Genomic DNA, 20876 nt, shown 5'->3' with positions numbered 1-20876 from the left:
GAGGTTACTGTGGGGTTATTTGAACGCTTTTTATCGGTGTGGGTTGCGCTGGCAATCGCGGTAGGGATTGTCGCCGGTTACACCGTACCCGATGTATTTAGTGTTGTTGCAAGCTTAGAATATGCACATGTAAATATTGCTATCGCTGTACTCATTTGGTTTATGATTTACCCAATGATGGTGCAAATTGACTTCTCCTCTATTAAAGATGTAGGCAAAAAGCCTAAAGGCTTAGTACTGACAGTTGTTATCAACTGGCTCATAAAACCCTTTACCATGGCCTTACTAGGGTGGTTATTTTTTAAAGGCATTTTTGCAGACTTTGTTGACCCACAAACGGCAACAGAATACATAGCCGGTATGATTTTATTAGGAGTAGCACCATGTACTGCAATGGTGTTTGTGTGGAGTCAATTAACAAAAGGCGATGCTAATTACACGTTAGTGCAGGTATCTATAAACGATATTATTATGATTTTTGCCTTTGCGCCCATCGCAGGTTTATTACTAGGGGTAACAGACATAACGGTACCGTGGGACACGTTATTACTCTCGGTGGTTTTGTATGTACTTATTCCATTAATAGCAGGCGCTATTACCCGCAAAAAGTTAGATAAAGGTGAAGATCACACACGGTTAAATCACTTTTTAAAGATAATGAAACCGTATTCTATAATTGGCTTACTGGCAACGGTGGCCCTTTTGTTTGGTTTTCAGTCTCAAACATTAATAGATAATCCAGAAGCCATTGTATTGATTGCTATTCCGCTGCTTATTCAAACGTACGGTATTTTTGCAATAGCCTATATAGCCGCAAAAAAAATGGGCCTAGCTCATAATATTGCAGCTCCAGCTTGCATGATTGCAACTTCTAACTTTTTTGAACTCGCTGTTGCCGTAGCCATTTCATTATTTGGTTTACACTCTGGTGCTGCGCTTGCCACCGTTGTGGGCGTTCTTGTTGAAGTACCTGTTATGCTTAGCTTAGTTTATTTTGCTAATAAAACGCGTCATTGGTTTAACTAGGAGAGTGTCATGGTCGTTATTCATCATAATCCTGATTGTGGTACATCGCGCAATGTATTGCAGATTATTAAAGCCGCTGGCTATAACCCCACGGTTATTGAATACCTTAAAGAGGGCTGGACAAAACCTCAATTGTTAGCGTTATTTGCCGCAGCAAACTTAACACCAAAAACAGCGTTGAGAGTGAGGAAATCGCCTGCTGAAGAGCTAGGCTTGTTAAATGAAAATGTAACAGATGAAGCTATTTTAGAGGCCATGCTTGAGCACCCTATACTGGTTAATAGGCCTATAGTGTGCACCGAAAAAGGGGTTAAGCTATGTCGCCCGAGTGAGCAAGTTTTAACGCTATTAGCACAATGGCCTAAAGGTGAGCTATACAAAGAAGACGGCGAAATGATATTAAACGCGCAGGGCGAGCAACCCTAAAAGTAATAAACTATTTGCCAAAACCCCGTTTACACGGGTTTTTTTTGTTTAGCAAAATTATAAACATTTAAACTTGCTTTGCCTGCTTGTGCTAATGACTATTTTGAACAACACTTTAAATAGTCGCGTTGCCACAGAGAGCACTATGCATAAAGCCTTAATAAAAATTGCTGAGCAAAAAAAAATAATTTACTTAACCAGTTTCACGCTGGTGGTAATTATTTTTAATGTGCTTTTAAATGATACGCTCCATAAAAAAATTCATAAAAATGGTCAGCAGTTAACGCAGCAAATTTTTGAGCTGCAAATTAATGCCAATGCCGATAAAGAAATAGTGCAGGCATTGGTGCAAAGTAAGGGCTTTATGCTGGCTGCACACTCAAATGCCGAACACTTCAAATACTTAGTTGATATACAGCACGATGTATTTAGCTATAAAACGCTCAGCATAAGTTTATACCACTGGCCTGCCTGGGTGGAGCAAGCTTACTTATTTTTATTATTAAATATCATTATATTAGGTGCCACTAGCTGGTGGGTTAGATGGTGGAAAGTATTAGTAACAAAACCGGCAGCGAACCTGCCATTGCCTTACAGCAAAACTAAAGCTGCAAAAAAACTTTCTACGCAAATCACCACATTAAACTGCGAAGTAAAGTCTATGTACGGTGTTAGTGCAGCGCGACATAGCTTATTTGCCATAGTGAAATGTGATTGTGTGTTTGATGAAAATACCGATACCCAAGCAAGCTTTAAGGTATTGATAGCAAAATATTTTAAAGAGCTTCCTGCAGTATCAGTTAATGTATTTGATGCTAACAACCTTGCTATTACTTTAAATAATATCCCCGTAGCAAAGCTAGATACATACAGTGAAAGCCTACACGAATGCGTTTATCAAATTTGTAAGCGTTATCGAAGCACAGTAACGCGTAAAAACATAAAGGTTGGTCTGTGCGATTATAGATATGCGGCTGAGCAACCCGTTATTTTTAAACTCGCTAAATCGGCCTTGGTATTTTCAGAAAAAAGCTTAATTCAGCACTGGCATAGGCTCGCATTACAGCACGAGCAAGGGAACTTAATCTCAAGTAAGCAGGTTATTGAAAATATTAAAAAGAATAAATTTATCTTATTCTTTCAACCGTTATTTATGATCACCAGCGGCGATATTGTACAACATGAAGTGCTAATAAGAATTAGGCAGCAACCGCACGGTTTATTAGCTGCGCGTTACTTTATTAATCAAGACTTTAACAATCACCAAGCATTTGAGTTAGATAAAGCGGTGCTACTTCAAGTTAAAAAGCTTATTTTAGCTGAGCCCAGTGCTCTAACGGTGAGCGTTAATTTGCATATAAGTAATTGGTTTAACGAGCAGTTTTGGAGCTGGTTTATCACCAATATGAAAGATTTTACGACAAAGCGCAAATTACAGTTTGAAATTAGCGAAGCAGACTTTATTAAGTACCAAGCGCAACTAGCAGGTGCCTTTGAAAAACTGACGGCCCTACAAAGTTTGCTGGTGATTGATAATGTACAGAATGTGGAGCACATTAACCAAATTGCTTCTCAAAAATTAGTTAGCGGTATAAAACTGGGTTATCCGCTTGTTCATAATGTGGATGAAAAAACACAACAGCAAAAACAAGTTAAAAACATTGTGGCGCAAAGCAAGTTGCTCAATATACCTGTATACGCGGTGGGTGTAGAAACCCAAAAAGAGCTACTTATGTTGGCTAAACTAGGCGTAGTTGCCGCACAAGGTTTTTACTTTTCTGAGCCCTTGCAGGAATACACGCATGCCACGTTTTACTAAGGCCAGTTAATCCTTTTAAGCTAAGTACAGCCAAAAGGGCCACTCTAGCAGCGGTTGTAGAGCTCACTAGGTTACACATTGCACCGTGGTTAAACTGGCCTTAAGTAAGCATGTTTTAATGCCCAGAGGTTAATAGCCCTAGATCAGGCCACGATATTTTAGCCCATTGAGCCCCTGTAAACCGCCTGTATGAATCGCCATTATATGACTACCTGCAGCAAAGTAATCTTGCTCGATAAGTTGCCATAGTGCATACATCATTTTACCGCTGTATATAGGCTCAAGAGGTAAGTTATGTTGCTGTTGCATGCGTTGGCAAAACTGCCATAAGTCATTACTAAATTTGCCATAACCGCCATCATGAAACTCAGTAAGTAGCTGCCAATTGGATTGCTGAGCTGCTTTTTTACTGAGTGCTGTAATTTCTTTGTTCAAGTACTCGGCTTGTTTTAATACCGCAATTCCTAACAGCTGTGTGGCCTCAAAGCTACCTTCAATTAAGCCTGCAAGTGTTCCGCCACTTCCTGTGGGGCATACTAAGTAATCATGCGTTGGTAAGCTTTTAGCAAGCTCAGCACACCCTGGCAGGGCATATGTATTACTTCCACCTTCTGGGATTATATAGGCTTGTGTAAAGCGTGCTTGCAACTGAGCTAAATAATCTGGGTCATGGCGCTGCTTATATTCAATACGAGTAACCGCATGTAAATCCATTGCGCACTGTTTAGCAAATTGCAGGGTGGGGTTTTGAGTATCTAAGTGTGGCCCTCTAATTATGGCGTGGGTTTTTATATTAAATAGTTTACCCGCCCCTGCACAGGCGTGAACATGATTAGAAAAAGCCCCCCCAAAGGTGAGGAGTTGTGTTTTATTAAGGGCTTGCATTTGCTGTAAATTATATTTTAGCTTACGCCATTTATTTCCACTTATTAGCGGGTGAAGTAAGTCATCTCTTTTTATACTTAACCGTATGTTTCTCTTTTTTAGACAGTCGCTATCTATTTGTTGTATTGGACTTTCTTTTTCAATATTAAATAAGTTAAGCATTATTTCTCGCGTTTAAACTTGCAAACTAACAATCTTGTACGACACTTAATTAATCTCTAATTAACAATAGTAGCTATATGAAAAAAAAGCTGTTTTCGTTGTTATCTTGGTTAAATCGCAGTTTAGACTCAAGCACAGCGATTGGTATTGCTACTTATGCAGATACAGTAAACGCGGTGTGTTTAAAAAAAAATCAAGGGCAGTGGTACGTACATAACTCACACAGTGTGAATGTAGAGGACCAAACGGATTATACAGTCGCTATTGCAACTTGCACAAATGAAGTTTGCGCTGAGGTGTGCCCTGTAAATTTAGTGGTTCCTCATTATTTTTATCAAATAGTGCAAATGGATAAACCCATGCTGAGTGACGAAGAGATCATTCAATCCTTACCTTGGACAACAAAAGACTTAGTTGATATTCCACCAGAGAACATTGTTGCCGACTTTATCGATTACCCCATTATTCAGCCTATGCAAAGCAGTAAAATGAATGTGTTTATTACTAATAAACTACAGTTACTGCCTTTTATTGATAGCTTTTCAAAAATAAAGCCTGTGCTCAGAGCAATGACCTCGGAAGAAATGATTTTAGTGACCTTGTTTGGCGAAGATAAAAGCGCGCACATGCTTATAGTGCAACATGCAGGGCATGAGCCGCGTATTTTAATTATTCGTGATGGTCAGCTTTTATTAGCTAGGCGTTTAAACGGGTTTTTAGGCATTTCAGATAAAGAGCGTACACACGGTTTGGTTGAGGCCTTAGGGCTTGAGATCCAACGATCCATGGATTTTTTTGAAAGCCAACTAAAACAGCCTCCTATCAGAAGCATTCAGCTGCATTGCGATGATTTATCGTCTTTAACGTTAAGAGCAGGCCTTGCAGAATTTTTGCAAGTAAAGGTTGTTGATTTTAAACCTAATATAGATTTAGCACAGGATCTTGAGCCAAGCTTTTATTACGCATTAGGCGCAGCGTACCAATTAACTGATCCGGATTCAGTGCTATGAAAACACGGATTAATTTTTACCAAAAAGCCATTAGGGTTAGGCGCGACCCAGTGCCCTTTAAAGGAATGCTTTTGCTGTGGCTAGGTACATTGCTAGTGGTTGCATTAACCTGGTTGTTTTATTTATACGAAGAGCACAATAGCCAGCAATTACTTACACAAAGCCAGGCTTATCTAAAGCAAACGCAGCAGCAGCTGAACGTGGTAAAGCAGCGATTAGCTGATAAACAAAACAAATCGCATTTGATAGATGAGCTAAAAGTACTGCAACAAGAAATTTTACACAAACAGCAAGTGTTTGATTATTTAGAAAACACATCTATGCACACGGAAACGGATTATGCCGATGTGATGCGCGATTTGGCAGCGTACCACGAGCCGCAAATTTGGCTTGATCAGATAAAATTTGAAGGCAAAAAAGTAATGCTCAAAGGGCGTACTCAACAGGCTAAATTTTTACCTATTTGGCTTGCTAATCTCAAGCAATCGAGCTTTTTTAAAGGGAAGGAGTTTTCAGTGTTGGAGCTGTCGAGCAGTGATGGCGTGAGCGAGTTTAATGTGGCTACAGAGCTTAGTTCAAGTGAGGTAACACAATGAATGAGCAAAATGAAAATAAAGGCTGGCCAATATTTGTTAAATACCAAGCACAATTTGCGGCGTTACAGCAGCGGGAAAAGTATTCTGTACTGTTTGTTGGCTTATTTCTTATTGTTTATTTAGGTTTATGGTTTGTGGTGTTTCCGCAGCAGGATGCAGTAAATAGTTTACGCGTGGAACAAAATACATTGTGGCAAAAACTCAATCAAAATGAAGCACAGCTCTCTATGCTTACCCAGGCATTAGAGCATGACTACACTAAAGTGCTCAGAAATCAGGTTGGGCAAACTCAGCGCGAGCTAGAAGATATAAATAATAAGTTAAGCACGTTTAGCCAAGGCTTTATTTCAGCAAACAAAGTACCTGCTGTATTAAAGGATTTATTAGTAAATACCCCCGATGTGCAAGTGGTTGGCTTTAGAGTAAACCCAGCAAAAGCAATTGATGTAGAAAAACTTGGTGAGCACGATACGCAAACCTTGTTTTTCGAACATCAAATGGTGGTTACTTTGCAGGGACGTTATTTTAGCTTACAGCAGTATTTAGAAGGCCTTAAAGCTAGCCAACAAAAGTTGTTAATACAGCAGTTTAACTATCAGGTGCAAACATACCCTAATGCAGAGTTAACATTACAAATCGCAACGGTGAGTGCCAATGAAAAATTTATCGCTTTATAGTTTGTGTGTATGTTGCGTGTGTTTTTTCTCTGTTAGTTCAGCTGAAATACTGCGCGATCCTACTCAGCCAAGCAATGCACCAATACTAAAAGGCGCTGCAGTTAGCAATACAGCGCTGTCGTTACAGTCAATTATTAAAACCGAAAAGCAATACAAAGCGATTATTTCTAAGCAGGTGTATAAGCCAGGAGATGTAATAGGTGAATTTCGGGTGCTAACAATAAACGCCAATTCAGTGTTGTTAGCGGATGATGATAAGCAAATAAAATTAGAATTATACGACTATGAAATTAAAAAATAATATAACAAAGCCATGGCTTGCGCTTATTTTAATACCGCCTTTTTTAACGGCGTGCCATAGTTTTAAGCCCGGAAAAGAGATTCAGCCACACATAGCACAAGAGCTTGCTCCTATAAGCAACAATGCTAAAAGTGTTGCCCCGGTAGAGGTGAGTAGCGCGCTTACACAAAGCTTACTTTCGTCACTTAATAACGAGCAAAGTTTAACAAATGAGTTAGCTGTAAAGCGTTTTGATGTAGCCGCAAAAGAGGTAGAAATAAGCTCATTTTTTAATGGATTAACTGCTGATACTCCATACAGCGTGGCCGTACACCCAAAGGTGAGCGGAGTTATTTCTTTAAATTTAAAAAACGTCACGTTTGAAGAAGTTATAGCTGTTATTAAACGCATGTACCCGTTAGATATTGTCCAAGAAGGTCGTATTGTGCAGGTGTTGCCAGCGGTCATGCGCACAGAAACTATACCGGTTAATTATTTAATGATGCAGCGCCATGGGCAATCAACGGTAAGTGTTGTTGCTGGTGGAGTGAGCCAGTTTTCACAAAACAACTCAAGTTCAAATTCAAGCTCAAACAGTAGTAATAATTCAAGCCAAAATAATCAGTTTGGCAGCGATAATCAAAATACCGAGCTAAATGGCTCTCGCATCCAAACAATTAACCAAAACGACTTTTGGAAGGAGCTTGAAGTTGCTCTTAAATCGCTTATTGGTTCAAACGATGGCCGTTATGTGGTTGCCAGCCCACAGGCAAGCTTGGTTACGGTTAATGCATTACCAAGTGAAATAAACCAGTTAAAAGACTTTTTACGTCAAAGCCAAGAAAACCTTCAGCGACAAGTTATTCTTGAAGCTAAAATTGTCGAAATAACCTTAAAAGATGAATACCAACAAGGGGTTAATTGGGAGCGAATTTCTAGAGGGTTAGAAGGTGGGGTGTCGTTTGCAACAACAGCAGGCAGCATAGGTAATTCTATTTCAGCTACTTTAGGAGGGGTCTCCTCGTTAACGATTGAAAAAGGCGACTTTAGTGGCGTAATTAGTTTGCTTGAAACGCAGGGCGACCTGCAAATGCTTTCTAACCCGCGTGTAACTGCAACAAACAATCAAAAAGCCGTGATTAAAGTGGGGCAAGATGAGTACTTTGTTACTAACGTTTCGAGCACAACAGTAACGGGCACTTCAACGACTACGTCACCAGAAATAGATTTAACTCCGTTTTTTTCGGGAATTGCCTTAGATGTCACCCCACAAATCGATAAATATGGCTCAGTAATTTTGCACGTCCACCCATCGGTAACCGAAACAGAAGAGCAGCTCAAGGTGATTACATTAGATGATCAGCGTTTTGAGTTGCCGCTTGCACAAAGCAATATTCGTGAATCTGATACGGTGATCCGCGCTCAAAGTGGTGAAATAGTCGTAATTGGTGGGTTAATGCAAACCACCACAGAAGATGAAGAGTCGAAAACACCTATTTTGGGCGATGTGCCAATATTAGGTAATTTGTTTAAAAGTATTAGTAAGCGTCAAGAGAAAAAAGAGCTCGTTATTTTAATCAAGCCAACGGTGGTGATGCCCGACACGTGGAAAAAGCAACAAGCTCATAGCCGCGCGCTATTAAATACATGGTATGAGAACTAACTATGTATTTGAGCTTTTTTAAGTTAAGTGAAATGCCTTTCACCTTAACCCCAAACACCGAGTTTTTTTGTGCACTTGAGCCACACCACGAAGCGATGCAAGTACTTACCACAGCACTAGAAATGGGGGAGGGATTTATAAAAGTAACAGGAGAAGTAGGGACAGGCAAAACCTTACTATGCAGAAAACTTTTAAATCAAATTGAAGAAGACTACTTTGTGGCTTATTTACCTAATTCTTATTTAAGCCCTGAAGAATTACGTTGGGCTATTGCTGTAGAACTTGGCATGGAGGTAGATAAAAGCCTAGATCAGCAATCGTTAAGTCAGCAAATAAACCATTTCTTACTAGAGCTGCAAGAAGATAACGAACGGGTTGTACTACTAATAGATGAAGCGCAGTGCCTGAGTTGGGATACACTTGAAGCGCTTCGATTATTTACAAACCTAGAAACCGAAACCGAAAAGCTTATTCAGGTGGTGCTATTTGGCCAACCTGAATTAGATGAAAAACTTGCCAATAGTAAAGTGAGGCAACTACGCCAGCGGATCAGTTTTTCCTACTCATTGCGTGCAATGACCGCCAGTGAAGTTATTTATTATATTAATCACCGTTTACAGGTGGCAGGCTTTAATCAGCCACCACTATTTACTAATCGTTTAGGATTAAAAATAGCGCGTGCGAGTCGAGGAATTCCCCGTTTGGTCAATATTTTATGCCATAAAGTTTTACTGCAGGCATACGGTGAAGGCCTTAATAAAGTAACACCGCGCCATATACATCTTGCCATTGCAGAGACCGAAGATTGCAAAAAGCACCACGCTAACCATTACTGGGCTTACAGCTTATTAGCTATTAGTGTTTTTGTTATTGCAGTTATGTGGGTATGGAGGCAATGGTTATGAGTGTTATTAATAACATGCTAAAAAATATCGACCAGCGCCAAACTGCACAGCGTAATCAGCAAAGTGGCGGGGTCGATATTCCCCCTGTACGCGACTACCACGATGTATTATTTAAAGTGCTGAGTGTTTTATTAGCGATTGTACTAATTTTTACAGCCTACCTTTATTTACCTTTTGCACAGGCACCACAAGCGAGTAGCGACACGGCTGAAAAAGCATATGCGGTTAATAATAACAGCCAGCCGATTGAAATTGCCCAAGCTAAAATTACCCCCGTAATTAAGCCCTTAAAACAATTAAGCGAAGAAAACACTGGCGCTAAAGCAGCTCAAATTAATGCAGATACGCCAAAAGAGCAGGCGCAGGCACAAAGCAATAACGCATTGCCTAATCAGCCAAAAGACGAAGTAATACGGCAACACGCTGCAGACAAAGCCGCGCTACTAAGCAAAAAAGCAAGCCCCACAGAAGTAAGCGCTAAAGTAGCTACTAGACCAGAAATAAATACTCCAGTTGAAGCAAAAAGCAGTGCACCAGTAAAAAGCATTACACAGGCTGAGCAGCCGCCCGCTGAAAATAAATTAGTAAAAACTGCCAGTGTTAAGCAAAGCAAAGCCCAGCGCATAGCACAGCAATTAAAGCGTGCTAAACAAGCGTTGGAATTTGCTTTATATGATGATGCGATTAACGATTTAACCGCTATTTTACAAACACAACCTGAGCATATAGAAGCGCGTAATTTACTCGCGGCAACGTATTTTCAGCAGCAAGATGTACTTATGGCTCAGCAGTTATTAGTTGCTGGCATAAAAATAAACCCTGAGGTTGTGCAGTGGCGTGTAATGCTCAGTAAAATTTTAATTATGCAACAAGAGTACGAAGGCGTGCTTAAACTGCTTATAGCCGAACTTGAGCCGCAAGCAAACTTGGAGTTTTGGGTATTAAAAGGCACTGCAGCACAAAATGCGCAGCAACATCAAATAGCGCTTGCGAGTTTTACACAGCTTACACAGCTTCAGCCTCAGCAGGCTAAATGGTGGCTGGCGTTAGCTACTTCAAAAGATGCATTGGGGGAGTTTGCTGATGCAAAGCACCTTTATAAAGTTGCCCTAGATTTAGGCGGTTTAAATGCCGCAATGACGCAACATGCACTTCAGCGCTTAGTCGCATTGAAGGAGGCTGTATGAGACCCAGTTTAAAAATGCGTTTAGGGGACTTACTCGTTCATGAGCAAATGATCACCGAAGCACAGCTAAGTGAAGCACTTAATGTGCAAGCTGCGTCGGGGCGAAAGTTAGGGGCTACATTAATTGCGCTTGAGTTTATAAGTGAGCCGCAATTATTGCGCTTTTTAGCCCAACAATTACAAATACCGTTTTTAGATATTTCGCAGCGCAAAATATCTTCAGATGTATCTAAATTACTTTCAGAGGTTTATGCCAGACGCTACCGAGCATTAGTAATAGAAGATAACGGGGATTCTGTGTTAGTCGGAATGAGTGACCCCGCTGATTTGAGAGCGTTGGATCAGTTAGCGCCAATGCTAGCCCCTAAGCGAATTGAGCTGGCTGTTGTGCAAGAAAGCCAGCTTATGGCAGCGTTTGATAATGTGTACCGCCGAACAGAAGATATTACTAACTTTGCTGAAAAGCTACACGAAGAATACGAAGACGTAGAAGAGTTTGACCTTAATTCCTTAGCAGATGAAACCTCTGACGCCACCGTAGTAAAACTACTGCAATCTATATTTGAAGATGCAGTACAAGTACGTGCCTCAGATATCCACATAGAGCCTGATGAAAGGCTATTACGCATTCGCCAACGAGTTGATGGTGTATTGCAAGAGCACACATTAAACCAAGTAAAAATAGCCTCTGCTTTAGTACTTAGGCTAAAGCTTATGTCGGGGTTAGATATATCTGAAAAGCGTTTACCGCAAGACGGCCGTTTTAATATAAAAGTGCACGCGCACAGCATTGATGTACGTTTATCGACAATGCCAGTGCAATATGGCGAGTCAGTTGTGATGCGGTTGCTCGACCAATCTGCAGGGCTTTTATCGTTAGATGAAACGGGCATGCCGGTGCATATTTTAAAACGCCTGCGCAGCATTATAAAACGCCCTCATGGCATGGTGTTAGTGACAGGGCCTACCGGCTCAGGAAAAACGACCACCTTGTATGGCGCTTTAAGTGAGCTTAACCAACAAGAAAGTAAAATTATTACCGTAGAAGATCCGGTTGAATACCGCATTGGACGGGTAAACCAGGTGCAAATAAACAACAAAATAGGCTTAAGTTTTGCCAGTGTATTAAGAACCACGTTACGCCAAGACCCCGATATTATTATGGTTGGCGAAATGCGTGACCAAGAAACCGTTGATATAGGCCTAAGGGCTGCATTAACAGGCCATTTAGTACTTTCTACGTTACATACCAACGATGCCATATCAAGCGCAGTGCGCTTAATTGATATGGGAGCACCCGCTTATCTAGTTGCAAGCTCACTACGCGCTATTATTGCTCAGCGCTTAGTTAGGCGTATTTGCAATGAGTGTAAAACACCGTATCACCCAGATAAACAAGAACAAAGCTGGCTTACCTATTTAGGCGAAGATGTTAGCAGCACACGGTTTTGGCGAGGCCAAGGCTGCACAGCATGTAGCCATAGCGGCTACAAAGGCAGGGTGGGGATTTTTGAGCTGTTAGAAATGAACGACGCTATGATGGATGCCCTGCGTATTAACGACACGCAGCGTTTTGCCGAAGCGGCTAAAAATAGCGCTAATTTTGCACCGCTTTCTTATATGGCTTTAACGTATGCAAAGCAAGGCATTACCTCGTTAGATGAGGTATTTAAAGTGGCTGAATATGTACCTGAAGTGGTAGGTGATGACGATGCAGCTTTATAGTTACAAAGCCAAAGACGCAAAAGGTGCGCTGGTTAAAGGGCGTGTTGAGGCAAATAATGAGGCCGGTGTGGCCGATAGCTTATTAAAGCGCCAGTACATACCTATTTCAATTTCGTTAGTTGAAACAAAAAACAATATAAAGTTATTCGATAACCTATTTAGCGAAAAAATAACCCTTGATGACATGATCATGTTTTCACGGCAAATGTATTCTTTACTTAAAGCCGGGATCCCCATTATTAGGGCAATGATAGGGCTTGCTGATACCACGCAAAATAAAGAGTTTAAAAGTGTGTTGCTTGAAGTAACACGCCAGCTCGAACAAGGCCGTGAATTATCTAGTGCGTTAGCTATACACAACAAGGTGTTTAGCCGCTTAACTATCTCTATGGTTAAAGTCGGAGAAGGGTCGGGACGATTAGAAGATGCGTTTTATCAACTGGCTATTTATTTTGAAAAAGAGCAAGAGACTCGTAAGCGCATAAAAGCCGCTATGCGTTACCCCACTTTTGTTATTTTGGCGCTTTTAGTTGCGATGATCATATTAAATATTTTTGTGATCCCAACCTTTGCCAGCATGTTCGAAAAGTTTGATGCAGAGCTGCCTTTAATGACCCAGATCCTCATTGGCACCAGTAACTTTTTTGTCAATTATTGGTGGCTGCTAGCGCTAATATTAGTGGGTGGAGTCGTTGCATGGCGTCGGTATTTAAATACGTCGGCTGGGCGCTTTAAGTGGGATCACCACAAACTCAAAATTCCATTTGTAGGCGATATTTTAAAACGCACCTTACTTGGCCGTTATAGCCAAAGCTTAGCCATGGTGCTGCGCTCGGGCGTCCCTATGACGACAGGGCTGTCGTTAACGGCCCATGCAGTTGATAACAGCTACATGGAAAAAGCCATTATCACCATGCGTCAAGATATCGAAAAAGGCGACAGTTTGTTGCGGGCTTCACGAAGTAGCGAGCTATTTTCACAGTTGGTACTGCAAATGGTGGCAGTGGGTGAAGAAACCGGTCGCGTAGATGAGTTATTACAAGAAGCGGCTGATTTTTATGAACGAGAAGTCGATTACGATTTACGCAGTTTAACCGCAAAAATAGAGCCCATTTTGACGGTGTTTGTTGCCATTATGGTGCTTATTTTAGCACTCGGTATTTTTATGCCGATGTGGAACATGATGTCGGCTATTAAAGGGTAGCCATTGTGACTAACTGTCGTGTTCGTGCAACAGGTTTTTCGTTATTTGAGCTCGTTTTAGTAGTTGTTTTACTGGCAGTTATTATGGCTTTTGCTATACCTCAATACATAGGCATTAAAAATCAGGCACACAATGCGAGTGTGGATGTGGTGGCTGGTGGATTTGCCTCTGCGGTGTTGATGGTCAAAGGTCAGTGGGAATTATCGGGGCGTCCGAAGGGCGTTAATAATACAACACATATTAATTACGGAGGTGTCATTGTTGGTGTCGATGGACACAGAGGCACACCAACGGGTGATAAAACGACTAATACTGATACGCGGGCCAGCGCAATGACTGCACTGCAATGCCAAAAAGTATTAAGTGTAATTTTACAAGATGCGCCTACAAGCACATTAAGTACCGAGGTTTCTATAATAACCAAGGTGAGTTATTTAGTGCGTTATAACACTAAAAACAACCAGTGTATTTATTATTTAACTCATAATTTAAACACCAATAACCTACCTACTGATGGCGCCGTTATGGCTAAAAAAGTAGGGTTTTCGTACTTTCCAACAACAGGCAAAGTGCAAATTTTTAAAAACTAAGTAATTATAAAGAGGCTTACTTATGAAAACGCAGTCATTAAAACAACCAATGAATAAGCAAGCAGGTTTTACGCTTGTTGAACTAATAATTGTAATTGTAATTTTAGGTATTTTAGCGGTGACCGCTGCCCCTCGTTTTTTAAACCTGCAAGGTGATGCTAACGCTTCTACACTCGAAGGTTTACAAGGCTCAATTCGCAGTGGTATGAACATTGTTAATGGTAAATCTATTATTGCAAGTACCCATAAAAAAGATGCTGATTCGGTTTCTGTAGATAGTGGTGCAAACGTACCTATAGTTTATGGCTACCCTGCAGCGACGGAAGCAGCTTTTGAAGCTTTTTTAGATGTTGAATTTGCAGCTGATGACTCTGCAGATTTTAACCTTGTAGAAGTTGCTGCTGATGAAAAAGCAATTATTTTCCCTAATAGTTATGTGCAAACTGATGATTGTCGTATTGAGTATACACAAGCAGCAGATGCAAACGACGGTACGCCGCCTGTATCTGTTACGCCTCCTACTGTTACGCTTATCACGAGTGGGTGTTAATTTATATAAATGAATAGCAGTAGTAATCAACGATTGCGTGGCTTCACACTGGTTGAATTAATTATTACTTTAGTTATTTTGGGCATACTGTCGGTAACGGCAGTGCCCAAGTTGCTAGGAAGTTCAACAGAGCAAGCATACTCATACAGAGATAGGGTATTAAACGCCCTGCGCACAGTACAATTACGCGCGATGCAAAATACTGCAACAAGCAGCTGCCATAAACTGTATATTTCACCTACCTTGGTTGCGGGGCCGGAGCCAGAAACCTGTACTGGCGGCCCAAGTACCAATAATAGCGAGTATTTAGTTGTTGCTATCAATACCGTGCGCAGCGACGTACGATTTAATGCCTTAGATAGCAATGCTAATGTGTTTACGCAAATTAACTTTGACCCACTTGGGCGAGCAGATCAAAATTGCTCAGTACAATGTAAAATTGACCTGGGTCTAGCCGCGGTGTGCATTAGCGGTGAAGGGCTTATTTATGCCTGCCCCTAAAATACAATCAGGTTTTACCTTAATTGAGCTGATTATTGGCATTGTAATGTTTGCTATTGCGCTAAGTATTATTACAGCGCTTATCGCACCTCAAGCAAAGCAAAGTGCCGAGCCTATTGTCGCACTCAGGGCTTCAGAGCTTGGGCAAGCATTAATGAACGAAATATTAGCTAAATCATTTGATGAACATAGCGAGCGCACGCCACCATTTAGGCGCTGTTCCGAAACAAGCTTAGGCGCCCAGCCTTGTAGTACTCATTCTGAGCTTGGTGCTGATAGCGGTGAAGCACGGGCTAATTTTAACGATGTTGATGATTACATTGCGCTCACAGGGCAGCCTATTAGTGATAGTTTAGGGAATACATTAGCGCAATACAGCGACTTTTCACTGGTTGTGAACGTGCAATACGACAGCGACCTAAACGAGGCAACCAATAACGATGGCGTTGCCTTTAAACGAATTACCATTGAAGTAACCTCACCCTTGGGGCAAGTGTACGGCTTTAGTGCATATAAAGGTAATTACTAATGAATAGAGCAAAGCAAAAGCGTGGCTTTACCTTAGTTGAGCTATTACTTGTTATGGTAATTATTGGCATTTTAGCCGTAGCGTCATTTTCGTTTATTAGCGCTGGATTTAATATTTACAGCCAAGGTGTGAAACGCCAAGAAGCGGTGGCGCAAAGTCGCTTTGTTTTAACCCGATTAAGTAAAGAGCTTCGCCATGCAACCCCTAACTCACTGCGCTTAAATTGCGATAACGCCAGCAATGGAGCATGTAGCACGCAGCAATGTCTAGAATTTACGCCGTTTTTATCTGCCACTCACTATACCGATTACTTACCTACTAGCGCCCCTTTTGAGATTACCGCCGTGAATTTTGCGCTTAATAATTTAACTGAGCCACAAATAAACGATTGGGCAAGTATTTATCCATTAAATAGCAGCGATATATACGATGAAAGTCAAAACAAGCGTTTACAAGTTAGCGGCTACAGCGCCGTTACAAGTGAGCTAGATACATGGCAATTTAGCAAAGCATTTGCTCAAGAGTCACCGAGTAAGCGTCTTTATTTATTAGATCAGCCCGTTAGCTTTTGTGTAGAAGGTAATTCACTGTATCGCTATAGCAACTACGGCTTTACTACAAACCAATTAAACGCCGCCAGCTTACAGGTTAGCTCGGGCGTTAAACGCGATTTAATGAGTAATTATATTGCCAATAACTTAACGAGCAGAGCCTTTTTTACGTTAAGTGAGATTTCGCTACAGCGCAGCGCGGTTGTTAATGTGTTTGCGCAAATGGGGTTTAACGACACCGAACAAATAAGTATTAGCCATGAGGTGCATGTGCCTAATGTCCCCTAATATAAAAAACATCAGTTTTGCTAAAAAGCAGCAGGGTAATTTGCTCATAATTACGTTGGTGATCATTGTCACTTTGCTGGCACTAGGGCTGGCGCTTTCTAAAGTGTTATCGGGTGCGGCGCAGCAAAATACCATTGAGTATTACGGCGCGCGCGCTTACATGGCAGCCCAAAGCGGATTAGAAACCGGCTTAAGCGAAATTTTTGCACTAAATAGCACTGCGCAAACATGCAGTGCAGTAACCACCAGTAGGAGTTTTAGCACCCTCTATCTAGCCAATTGTGAAGTTGAACTGAGCTGTAGTGAATACATAGCCTTACCCGATAGCAACACCCGCTCTGGCACCGTTAATATTTACTACTTACAAAGCTCTGCAACGTGCGCTGCCAGTGATTGTGCTGCCGATGCAGCATGTCAAAAGGAATATTGGCAAACCCAACGTACTCTAAGTGTGGAGGCTAAAACATTACCATGAGCAAATATACCCTCTGTATTTTATGTTTAATAAGTTTGCTACTAAGCCGATGCGCTATGGCTGTACCGCCTAAAATTGAAGGGCGATTTATAGAGCTACAAGACACGTACACTTCACCCATATGGACAAAAATAAATTTTCAGCAGCAATACATAACCCCTCCTGCGGTATTTATGTTGTCCACTAATCAAGGCGGTAACCCCGCTATAGTGAGAATACGCAATGTAACAACCACAGGGTTTGAGGCATTGCCACTTGAGCCATCAGGAGAAGATGGTGAGCATATAACCATGGGCGCGCACTATTTAGCGGTAGAATATGGTGTGCATGAATTTCCTGATGGGACCATTATGGAAGTAGGAAACACCGACTTACGCCTTGAACTACAATACGGTGATAAGTCGGGGTTTGCCCCCATCACGCCTAAAGGTTACAAATCACTGACTTTTAATAAACCGTTTGCCGTAAGGCCTAACTTTTTTCATTCGTTACAAACACTAAATAGTTTAGATAGTAACCCGCCGTCTCAAGCGCTTGTGCCTTTTTTAACCATTGCAGTGCAAAGTGGTTCCATATCTACAAGCGGGGTAAATATAGCGTTAGAGGCCTCAGAAACCGCATTAGGTGTTATTCAAACTGAAACGGTGGCCTACATGGCTGTAGAGCCTGGCAGTAATCGCACCTTTACCGATGACAATGGGGTAGAAGTGTCGTGGGAGACCTTTTTTACAGGATTCGAAGTTGATGGTTGGAATGATGGGTGTAACTACTTTAATTTTAACAATAACTTTAGTGAGGCACCGCTGGTGGTGGCAAGTAAAAATTCCCGACTTGAAGAAGACGGTGGGTGGCTGCGCAGCTGTAATTTAAGAGCGGATCGGTTAGGGCTGGTGGTTGATGAAGACCGTGATGGCGACAGAGAGCGTAACCACGTAAAAGAAGAAGCCTCTATATTGGCCATGACCAGTACGTTTGTATTTAATGGCGATATTTTAGATTGCGATACTTTATTTCCTGGCGCTATTTCTACCTACAATGATGGACAAGTGCAGCTTGTTCAAGGTGTGGAAATAACCGATAGCAATGCACAATTTATTACCACCACTAATTTAATATCAACGGCACTCACCAACCCGCCTTTGTGTAATGGCCAAGGCTGTGTGGCCACTGGGTATAACTCCCTTGAGCCAAATCAAGCTGCGCAAGTACCCACGGTCACAAACGATGGAAGCTCTACCGGTGATGTGCCTGTATCGTTAGCTGGCGATTATTTTTATGACGAACTAGCACTTAACTTATTGGAAGATGAGTACAAGGTAACAGCGCCCACCCGTATCTTTTTAAAAGATACATCGTCGCTAATTTCTAGCGCATTTTTGAACATAGGCAAAACGAATATTGCGGTTGAGGAAGGGGCGTATTTAGCTATATATGTCGATGGTGATGTTGCCATTGCGGCCGATGCAAATATTGCTGCATATATTGTCGCAACGGGGGAGGTAAGAATTGCTCAAAATGTCACATACCAGGGCTCTATAACCGCTGCAACACAAGTAATAACCGAGGGCAGCTCTACGTTTGATGCGTTAACAGTGCCAGAGAGTATTCCTGGATTTTGCGGTATTTTTACGCCGGTTTTGCTTGATCACTACCGCATATCATTAAGTGATAACCAAGGTTTAACCTGTCAAGCAAAAGAAATGACATTAACCGCCTGTGCAAACGATGTATGTGATTTACTGTACGATGAGCCTTCCGCACTTGATCTGTCTCCAGATAACAGTGGCCAGCAAAGCTGGGTAAGCGGTGAAAATATTACCTTTACAGGCTCTGCCACAGTAGCGCTTGCAAAGCGTACCACAGGCACCGTTACACTTGGCTATAATACCGCCGACCCATCTGCACCGCTGCGTTGTTATATTAATGGTAATAACGTAGGCCTGGGCGGGTGCAAAGTGGTTTTTTCTGATGCAGGGTTTATTTTTAATAACGACACCGCCAATACAGCGAGTATCCCCACTCAATTATCTGGTAAACCCTCTAGCGAAGGTTTTAATGCCGCCGAGCTATCCATTCAAGCGGTTAAAACAAATACCACAACAGGCGTATGTGAAGCCGCATTCCCTGCAGGTGGTCAAGTTGATTTAGATTTAGCTTATACCTGCAGTGCCGGCGCTACGTGTTCAGATCCAATACAACTTAGTAATAATGCGAATACGTATAGCGTGCAGCAAGCATATCAAACTTTTTCGCTCACCTTTGATCAAGACTCAAAATCCCCTATTGCTATTAACTACCCTGATGCCGCTAAATTAAGCTTAAATGCACGGGCAACAGTTGTATTAGACCCAGTAACTAATTTATCAGTAAGCTTAACCGGCAGCTCTAACGAATATGTAGTTAAGCCCTTTGGGTTAGCGATGCAAGTTGCAAGTGACGGCTATGCCCAAACAGCAAACGATAGTTTATTTAGATTAACGGGTGAGTCATTTGATTTAAAAATGAATGCAGTACAATGGCGCGCAGGGCAAGACAATAACAATGACGGGATACCTGATAACTATAGCGCTATTCATAGTAATCCCATTGCCAAACACTTCATTAGCGAGTCTCCTTTAGTAACACATAGCTTAGTATTACCCAGCTCTGGTAATGAGGGGCAAATTGAAGCGCTAAGTACCCTTGCCTTTACTGATACGGGAAGCTTGAGTGAGTCCATATCGCAGTACGCTTATGACCAAGTGGGTATTATAAACGTATTTGCGGGTTTACAAGATGGCGATTATTTTGGTGTGGGCGATGTAAAAGGGCAGCTAAACAACGTAGGGCGATTTGCTCCATCGCACTATCAAGTATTAGGTGTTCAAGCTGCTGCGCAATGTACACAGTTAGGCAGTAATTTAACCTATTTAGATCAGCCCTTTGAGCTTGGTTTTACGGTACAAGCGCTTAATCATAACAACCAGCTAATGGCTAATTACAAACAAGGCTTTGAAAAAGCCCAAGTACAAATAAATGCCGAAAACAATCAAGCTGGTAATTATGTACCAGCAACAACGTTAACCAGCAGGTTAGCAAATATAAGCAGCAACAGTTGGAACACTCTAGCCGATGGACAGTGGCAAATGAGCGACAGCACTGCCATGTTAACGCGCTTGGCTATAAATAATCCCGACGGCCCATTTACTATGGTTAATCTTATGGCCACCGTCACTAATACAGAAGGCGCTACGTTAATTGATGCTAACGATGAGCCGAGTACGCAAGCAAGCTGCAGCACTGATTGCAATAGTGTGCGTTTAAACGATGTGCCAATAGACTTTCGCTTTGGACGGTTAGTGCTAGGCAACAATGCCGGCTCAGATTTAGACTCATTACGTGTGCCTATGCAGGCTCAGTACTTTGATGGAACAGGCTTTGTACTAAATACCGAAGATAACTGCAGTGTATTTGAGCATCCGCAGTTATCCCAAATATCGCCTTCAACGCCAATATTAAGCTATGAGTATGGTGCAGGTGCAGCGGGTTCATTAGAAGCTGGCAGCTACCCTACAAACAATGCTATTTATGCAACACCAAATGGCAGTGGTACATTTACATTAAAATACGAAACAGAAAATTGGTTAAAGTGGGATTGGCTTGGTGATAATTCACAGCAAGATCCCCATGCTATTTTGCAATTTGGTCGCTTTAGAGGAAATGATCGGGTTATTTACTGGCGTGAAACAAGAGAATAGTTGTAAACTAAGATAATAATTGAACAAAGCTTGTGTTTTGTGCTTCAAGTACATAGCATAAGGCATTGGGTGTATTGATTTTTGATGGTTG

General features: G+C 41.6%; 20 protein-coding genes. 19 read left to right on the top strand and 1 reads right to left on the bottom strand.

Annotated features, from left to right (window positions below; all coding sequences use genetic code 11):
* The first annotated feature begins 9 nt into the window (after window positions 1-9).
* From arsB to PSH50_RS09490, 3 genes are all read left to right on the top strand, one after another.
* Window positions 10-1026 (top strand): ACR3 family arsenite efflux transporter, encoded by a 1017-nt coding sequence (gene arsB, locus PSH50_RS09500; protein ID WP_273586653.1) that lies wholly within the window; start codon window positions 10-12, stop codon window positions 1024-1026.
* A gap of 9 nt (window positions 1027-1035) precedes the next feature.
* Entirely contained in the window at window positions 1036-1452 is a 417-nt protein-coding gene (arsC, locus tag PSH50_RS09495) for an arsenate reductase (glutaredoxin) (protein ID WP_064386233.1), read from the top strand.
* Between the two features lie 145 nt (window positions 1453-1597).
* On the top strand, window positions 1598-3271 hold the full coding sequence (locus PSH50_RS09490) for an EAL domain-containing protein (RefSeq protein WP_273609598.1): 1674 nt from the start codon (window positions 1598-1600) through the stop codon (window positions 3269-3271).
* Between the two features lie 138 nt (window positions 3272-3409).
* On the opposite strand, the gene PSH50_RS09485 is transcribed toward PSH50_RS09490, so the two are convergent.
* Window positions 3410-4318, bottom strand: coding sequence for a 1-aminocyclopropane-1-carboxylate deaminase/D-cysteine desulfhydrase (locus PSH50_RS09485; protein ID WP_273609597.1), 909 nt, complete (start codon window positions 4316-4318; stop codon window positions 3410-3412).
* Between the two features lie 77 nt (window positions 4319-4395).
* On the opposite strand from PSH50_RS09485, the gene PSH50_RS09480 reads away from it, so the two are divergent.
* From PSH50_RS09480 to PSH50_RS09405, 16 genes are read left to right on the top strand one after another with little or no spacing between them, the layout of a single operon-like run.
* A complete protein-coding gene (locus tag PSH50_RS09480; protein WP_054982911.1) occupies window positions 4396-5328 on the top strand; it encodes a hypothetical protein in 933 nt (310 codons plus the stop codon).
* The gene (locus tag PSH50_RS09475) at window positions 5325-5924 is read left to right on the top strand and encodes a PilN domain-containing protein (RefSeq protein ID WP_273609596.1); all 600 of its coding nucleotides are present in this window, start codon (window positions 5325-5327) and stop codon (window positions 5922-5924) included. Before PSH50_RS09480 ends, PSH50_RS09475 begins: the two co-directional genes overlap by 4 nt.
* Entirely contained in the window at window positions 5921-6601 is a 681-nt protein-coding gene (locus tag PSH50_RS09470) for an agglutinin biogenesis protein MshJ (protein WP_273609595.1), read from the top strand. Before PSH50_RS09475 ends, PSH50_RS09470 begins: the two co-directional genes overlap by 4 nt.
* On the top strand, window positions 6579-6902 hold the full coding sequence (locus PSH50_RS09465) for an agglutinin biogenesis protein MshK (protein ID WP_273609594.1): 324 nt from the start codon (window positions 6579-6581) through the stop codon (window positions 6900-6902). The genes PSH50_RS09470 and PSH50_RS09465 overlap by 23 nt, the downstream gene beginning before the upstream one ends.
* Window positions 6886-8544, top strand: a complete 1659-nt coding sequence (gene mshL / locus PSH50_RS09460) for a pilus (MSHA type) biogenesis protein MshL (RefSeq protein ID WP_273609593.1) — start codon at window positions 6886-6888, stop codon at window positions 8542-8544. Before PSH50_RS09465 ends, mshL begins: the two co-directional genes overlap by 17 nt.
* Window positions 8545-8546: 2 nt before the next feature.
* Window positions 8547-9449: an ExeA family protein gene (locus PSH50_RS09455; protein ID WP_273609592.1), complete on the top strand. Its 903-nt coding sequence runs from the start codon at window positions 8547-8549 to the stop codon at window positions 9447-9449.
* A complete protein-coding gene (locus PSH50_RS09450) occupies window positions 9446-10636 on the top strand; it encodes a M48 family metallopeptidase (RefSeq protein ID WP_273609591.1) in 1191 nt (396 codons plus the stop codon). Before PSH50_RS09455 ends, PSH50_RS09450 begins: the two co-directional genes overlap by 4 nt.
* Complete coding sequence (locus PSH50_RS09445; protein WP_273609590.1) at window positions 10633-12360, top strand: GspE/PulE family protein; 1728 nt, start codon at window positions 10633-10635, stop codon at window positions 12358-12360. The genes PSH50_RS09450 and PSH50_RS09445 overlap by 4 nt, the downstream gene beginning before the upstream one ends.
* On the top strand, window positions 12347-13564 hold the full coding sequence (locus PSH50_RS09440) for a type II secretion system F family protein (protein ID WP_248462171.1): 1218 nt from the start codon (window positions 12347-12349) through the stop codon (window positions 13562-13564). The genes PSH50_RS09445 and PSH50_RS09440 overlap by 14 nt, the downstream gene beginning before the upstream one ends.
* 5 nt (window positions 13565-13569) lie before the next feature.
* Complete coding sequence (locus PSH50_RS09435; RefSeq protein ID WP_273586662.1) at window positions 13570-14154, top strand: agglutinin biogenesis protein MshB; 585 nt, start codon at window positions 13570-13572, stop codon at window positions 14152-14154.
* A gap of 22 nt (window positions 14155-14176) precedes the next feature.
* On the top strand, window positions 14177-14704 hold the full coding sequence (locus tag PSH50_RS09430; RefSeq protein ID WP_273609589.1) for a prepilin-type N-terminal cleavage/methylation domain-containing protein: 528 nt from the start codon (window positions 14177-14179) through the stop codon (window positions 14702-14704).
* Between the two features lie 9 nt (window positions 14705-14713).
* Window positions 14714-15205 carry a type IV pilin protein gene (locus PSH50_RS09425; protein WP_273609588.1) on the top strand — a complete coding sequence of 164 codons (492 nt, stop codon included), beginning with the start codon at window positions 14714-14716 and terminating at the stop codon, window positions 15203-15205.
* Complete coding sequence (locus PSH50_RS09420) at window positions 15192-15734, top strand: prepilin-type N-terminal cleavage/methylation domain-containing protein (protein WP_138685380.1); 543 nt, start codon at window positions 15192-15194, stop codon at window positions 15732-15734. Before PSH50_RS09425 ends, PSH50_RS09420 begins: the two co-directional genes overlap by 14 nt.
* Window positions 15734-16573, top strand: a complete 840-nt coding sequence (locus tag PSH50_RS09415) for a type II secretion system protein J (RefSeq protein WP_273609587.1) — start codon at window positions 15734-15736, stop codon at window positions 16571-16573. Before PSH50_RS09420 ends, PSH50_RS09415 begins: the two co-directional genes overlap by 1 nt.
* A complete protein-coding gene (locus PSH50_RS09410; RefSeq protein ID WP_273609586.1) occupies window positions 16563-17048 on the top strand; it encodes an agglutinin biogenesis protein MshP in 486 nt (161 codons plus the stop codon). The genes PSH50_RS09415 and PSH50_RS09410 overlap by 11 nt, the downstream gene beginning before the upstream one ends.
* Before the next feature lie 56 nt (window positions 17049-17104).
* A complete protein-coding gene (locus PSH50_RS09405; protein WP_273609585.1) occupies window positions 17105-20785 on the top strand; it encodes an H-type lectin domain-containing protein in 3681 nt (1226 codons plus the stop codon).
* The last annotated feature ends 91 nt before the right edge of the window (window positions 20786-20876 follow it).

Origin of the sequence: Pseudoalteromonas sp. Angola-7, assembly GCF_028599255.1 — a bacterium.
Taxonomy (GTDB): domain Bacteria; phylum Pseudomonadota; class Gammaproteobacteria; order Enterobacterales; family Alteromonadaceae; genus Pseudoalteromonas; species Pseudoalteromonas atlantica.
This window is presented reverse-complemented; position numbering and strand designations above follow the sequence as displayed.

What these genes read in the sequence shown, in the direction of transcription:
- PSH50_RS09445 (WP_273609590.1), top strand. Translation starts at nt 10,633, where the DNA reads ATGAGACCCAGTTTAAAAATGCGTTTAGGGGACTTACTCGTTCATGAG.
- PSH50_RS09430 (WP_273609589.1), top strand. Translation starts at nt 14,177, where the DNA reads ATGAAAACGCAGTCATTAAAACAACCAATGAATAAGCAAGCAGGTTTT.
- PSH50_RS09415 (WP_273609587.1), top strand. Translation starts at nt 15,734, where the DNA reads ATGAATAGAGCAAAGCAAAAGCGTGGCTTTACCTTAGTTGAGCTATTA.
- PSH50_RS09465 (WP_273609594.1), top strand. Translation starts at nt 6,579, where the DNA reads ATGAAAAATTTATCGCTTTATAGTTTGTGTGTATGTTGCGTGTGTTTT.
- PSH50_RS09420 (WP_138685380.1), top strand. Translation starts at nt 15,192, where the DNA reads ATGCCTGCCCCTAAAATACAATCAGGTTTTACCTTAATTGAGCTGATT.
- PSH50_RS09425 (WP_273609588.1), top strand. Translation starts at nt 14,714, where the DNA reads ATGAATAGCAGTAGTAATCAACGATTGCGTGGCTTCACACTGGTTGAA.
- arsC (WP_064386233.1), top strand. Translation starts at nt 1,036, where the DNA reads ATGGTCGTTATTCATCATAATCCTGATTGTGGTACATCGCGCAATGTA.
- PSH50_RS09410 (WP_273609586.1), top strand. Translation starts at nt 16,563, where the DNA reads ATGTCCCCTAATATAAAAAACATCAGTTTTGCTAAAAAGCAGCAGGGT.
- PSH50_RS09490 (WP_273609598.1), top strand. Translation starts at nt 1,598, where the DNA reads ATGCATAAAGCCTTAATAAAAATTGCTGAGCAAAAAAAAATAATTTAC.
- PSH50_RS09485 (WP_273609597.1), bottom strand. Translation starts at nt 4,318, where the DNA reads ATGCTTAACTTATTTAATATTGAAAAAGAAAGTCCAATACAACAAATA.
- PSH50_RS09440 (WP_248462171.1), top strand. Translation starts at nt 12,347, where the DNA reads ATGCAGCTTTATAGTTACAAAGCCAAAGACGCAAAAGGTGCGCTGGTT.
- PSH50_RS09450 (WP_273609591.1), top strand. Translation starts at nt 9,446, where the DNA reads ATGAGTGTTATTAATAACATGCTAAAAAATATCGACCAGCGCCAAACT.
- PSH50_RS09455 (WP_273609592.1), top strand. Translation starts at nt 8,547, where the DNA reads ATGTATTTGAGCTTTTTTAAGTTAAGTGAAATGCCTTTCACCTTAACC.
- PSH50_RS09480 (WP_054982911.1), top strand. Translation starts at nt 4,396, where the DNA reads ATGAAAAAAAAGCTGTTTTCGTTGTTATCTTGGTTAAATCGCAGTTTA.
- PSH50_RS09475 (WP_273609596.1), top strand. Translation starts at nt 5,325, where the DNA reads ATGAAAACACGGATTAATTTTTACCAAAAAGCCATTAGGGTTAGGCGC.
- mshL (WP_273609593.1), top strand. Translation starts at nt 6,886, where the DNA reads ATGAAATTAAAAAATAATATAACAAAGCCATGGCTTGCGCTTATTTTA.
- PSH50_RS09405 (WP_273609585.1), top strand. Translation starts at nt 17,105, where the DNA reads ATGGCTGTACCGCCTAAAATTGAAGGGCGATTTATAGAGCTACAAGAC.
- PSH50_RS09470 (WP_273609595.1), top strand. Translation starts at nt 5,921, where the DNA reads ATGAATGAGCAAAATGAAAATAAAGGCTGGCCAATATTTGTTAAATAC.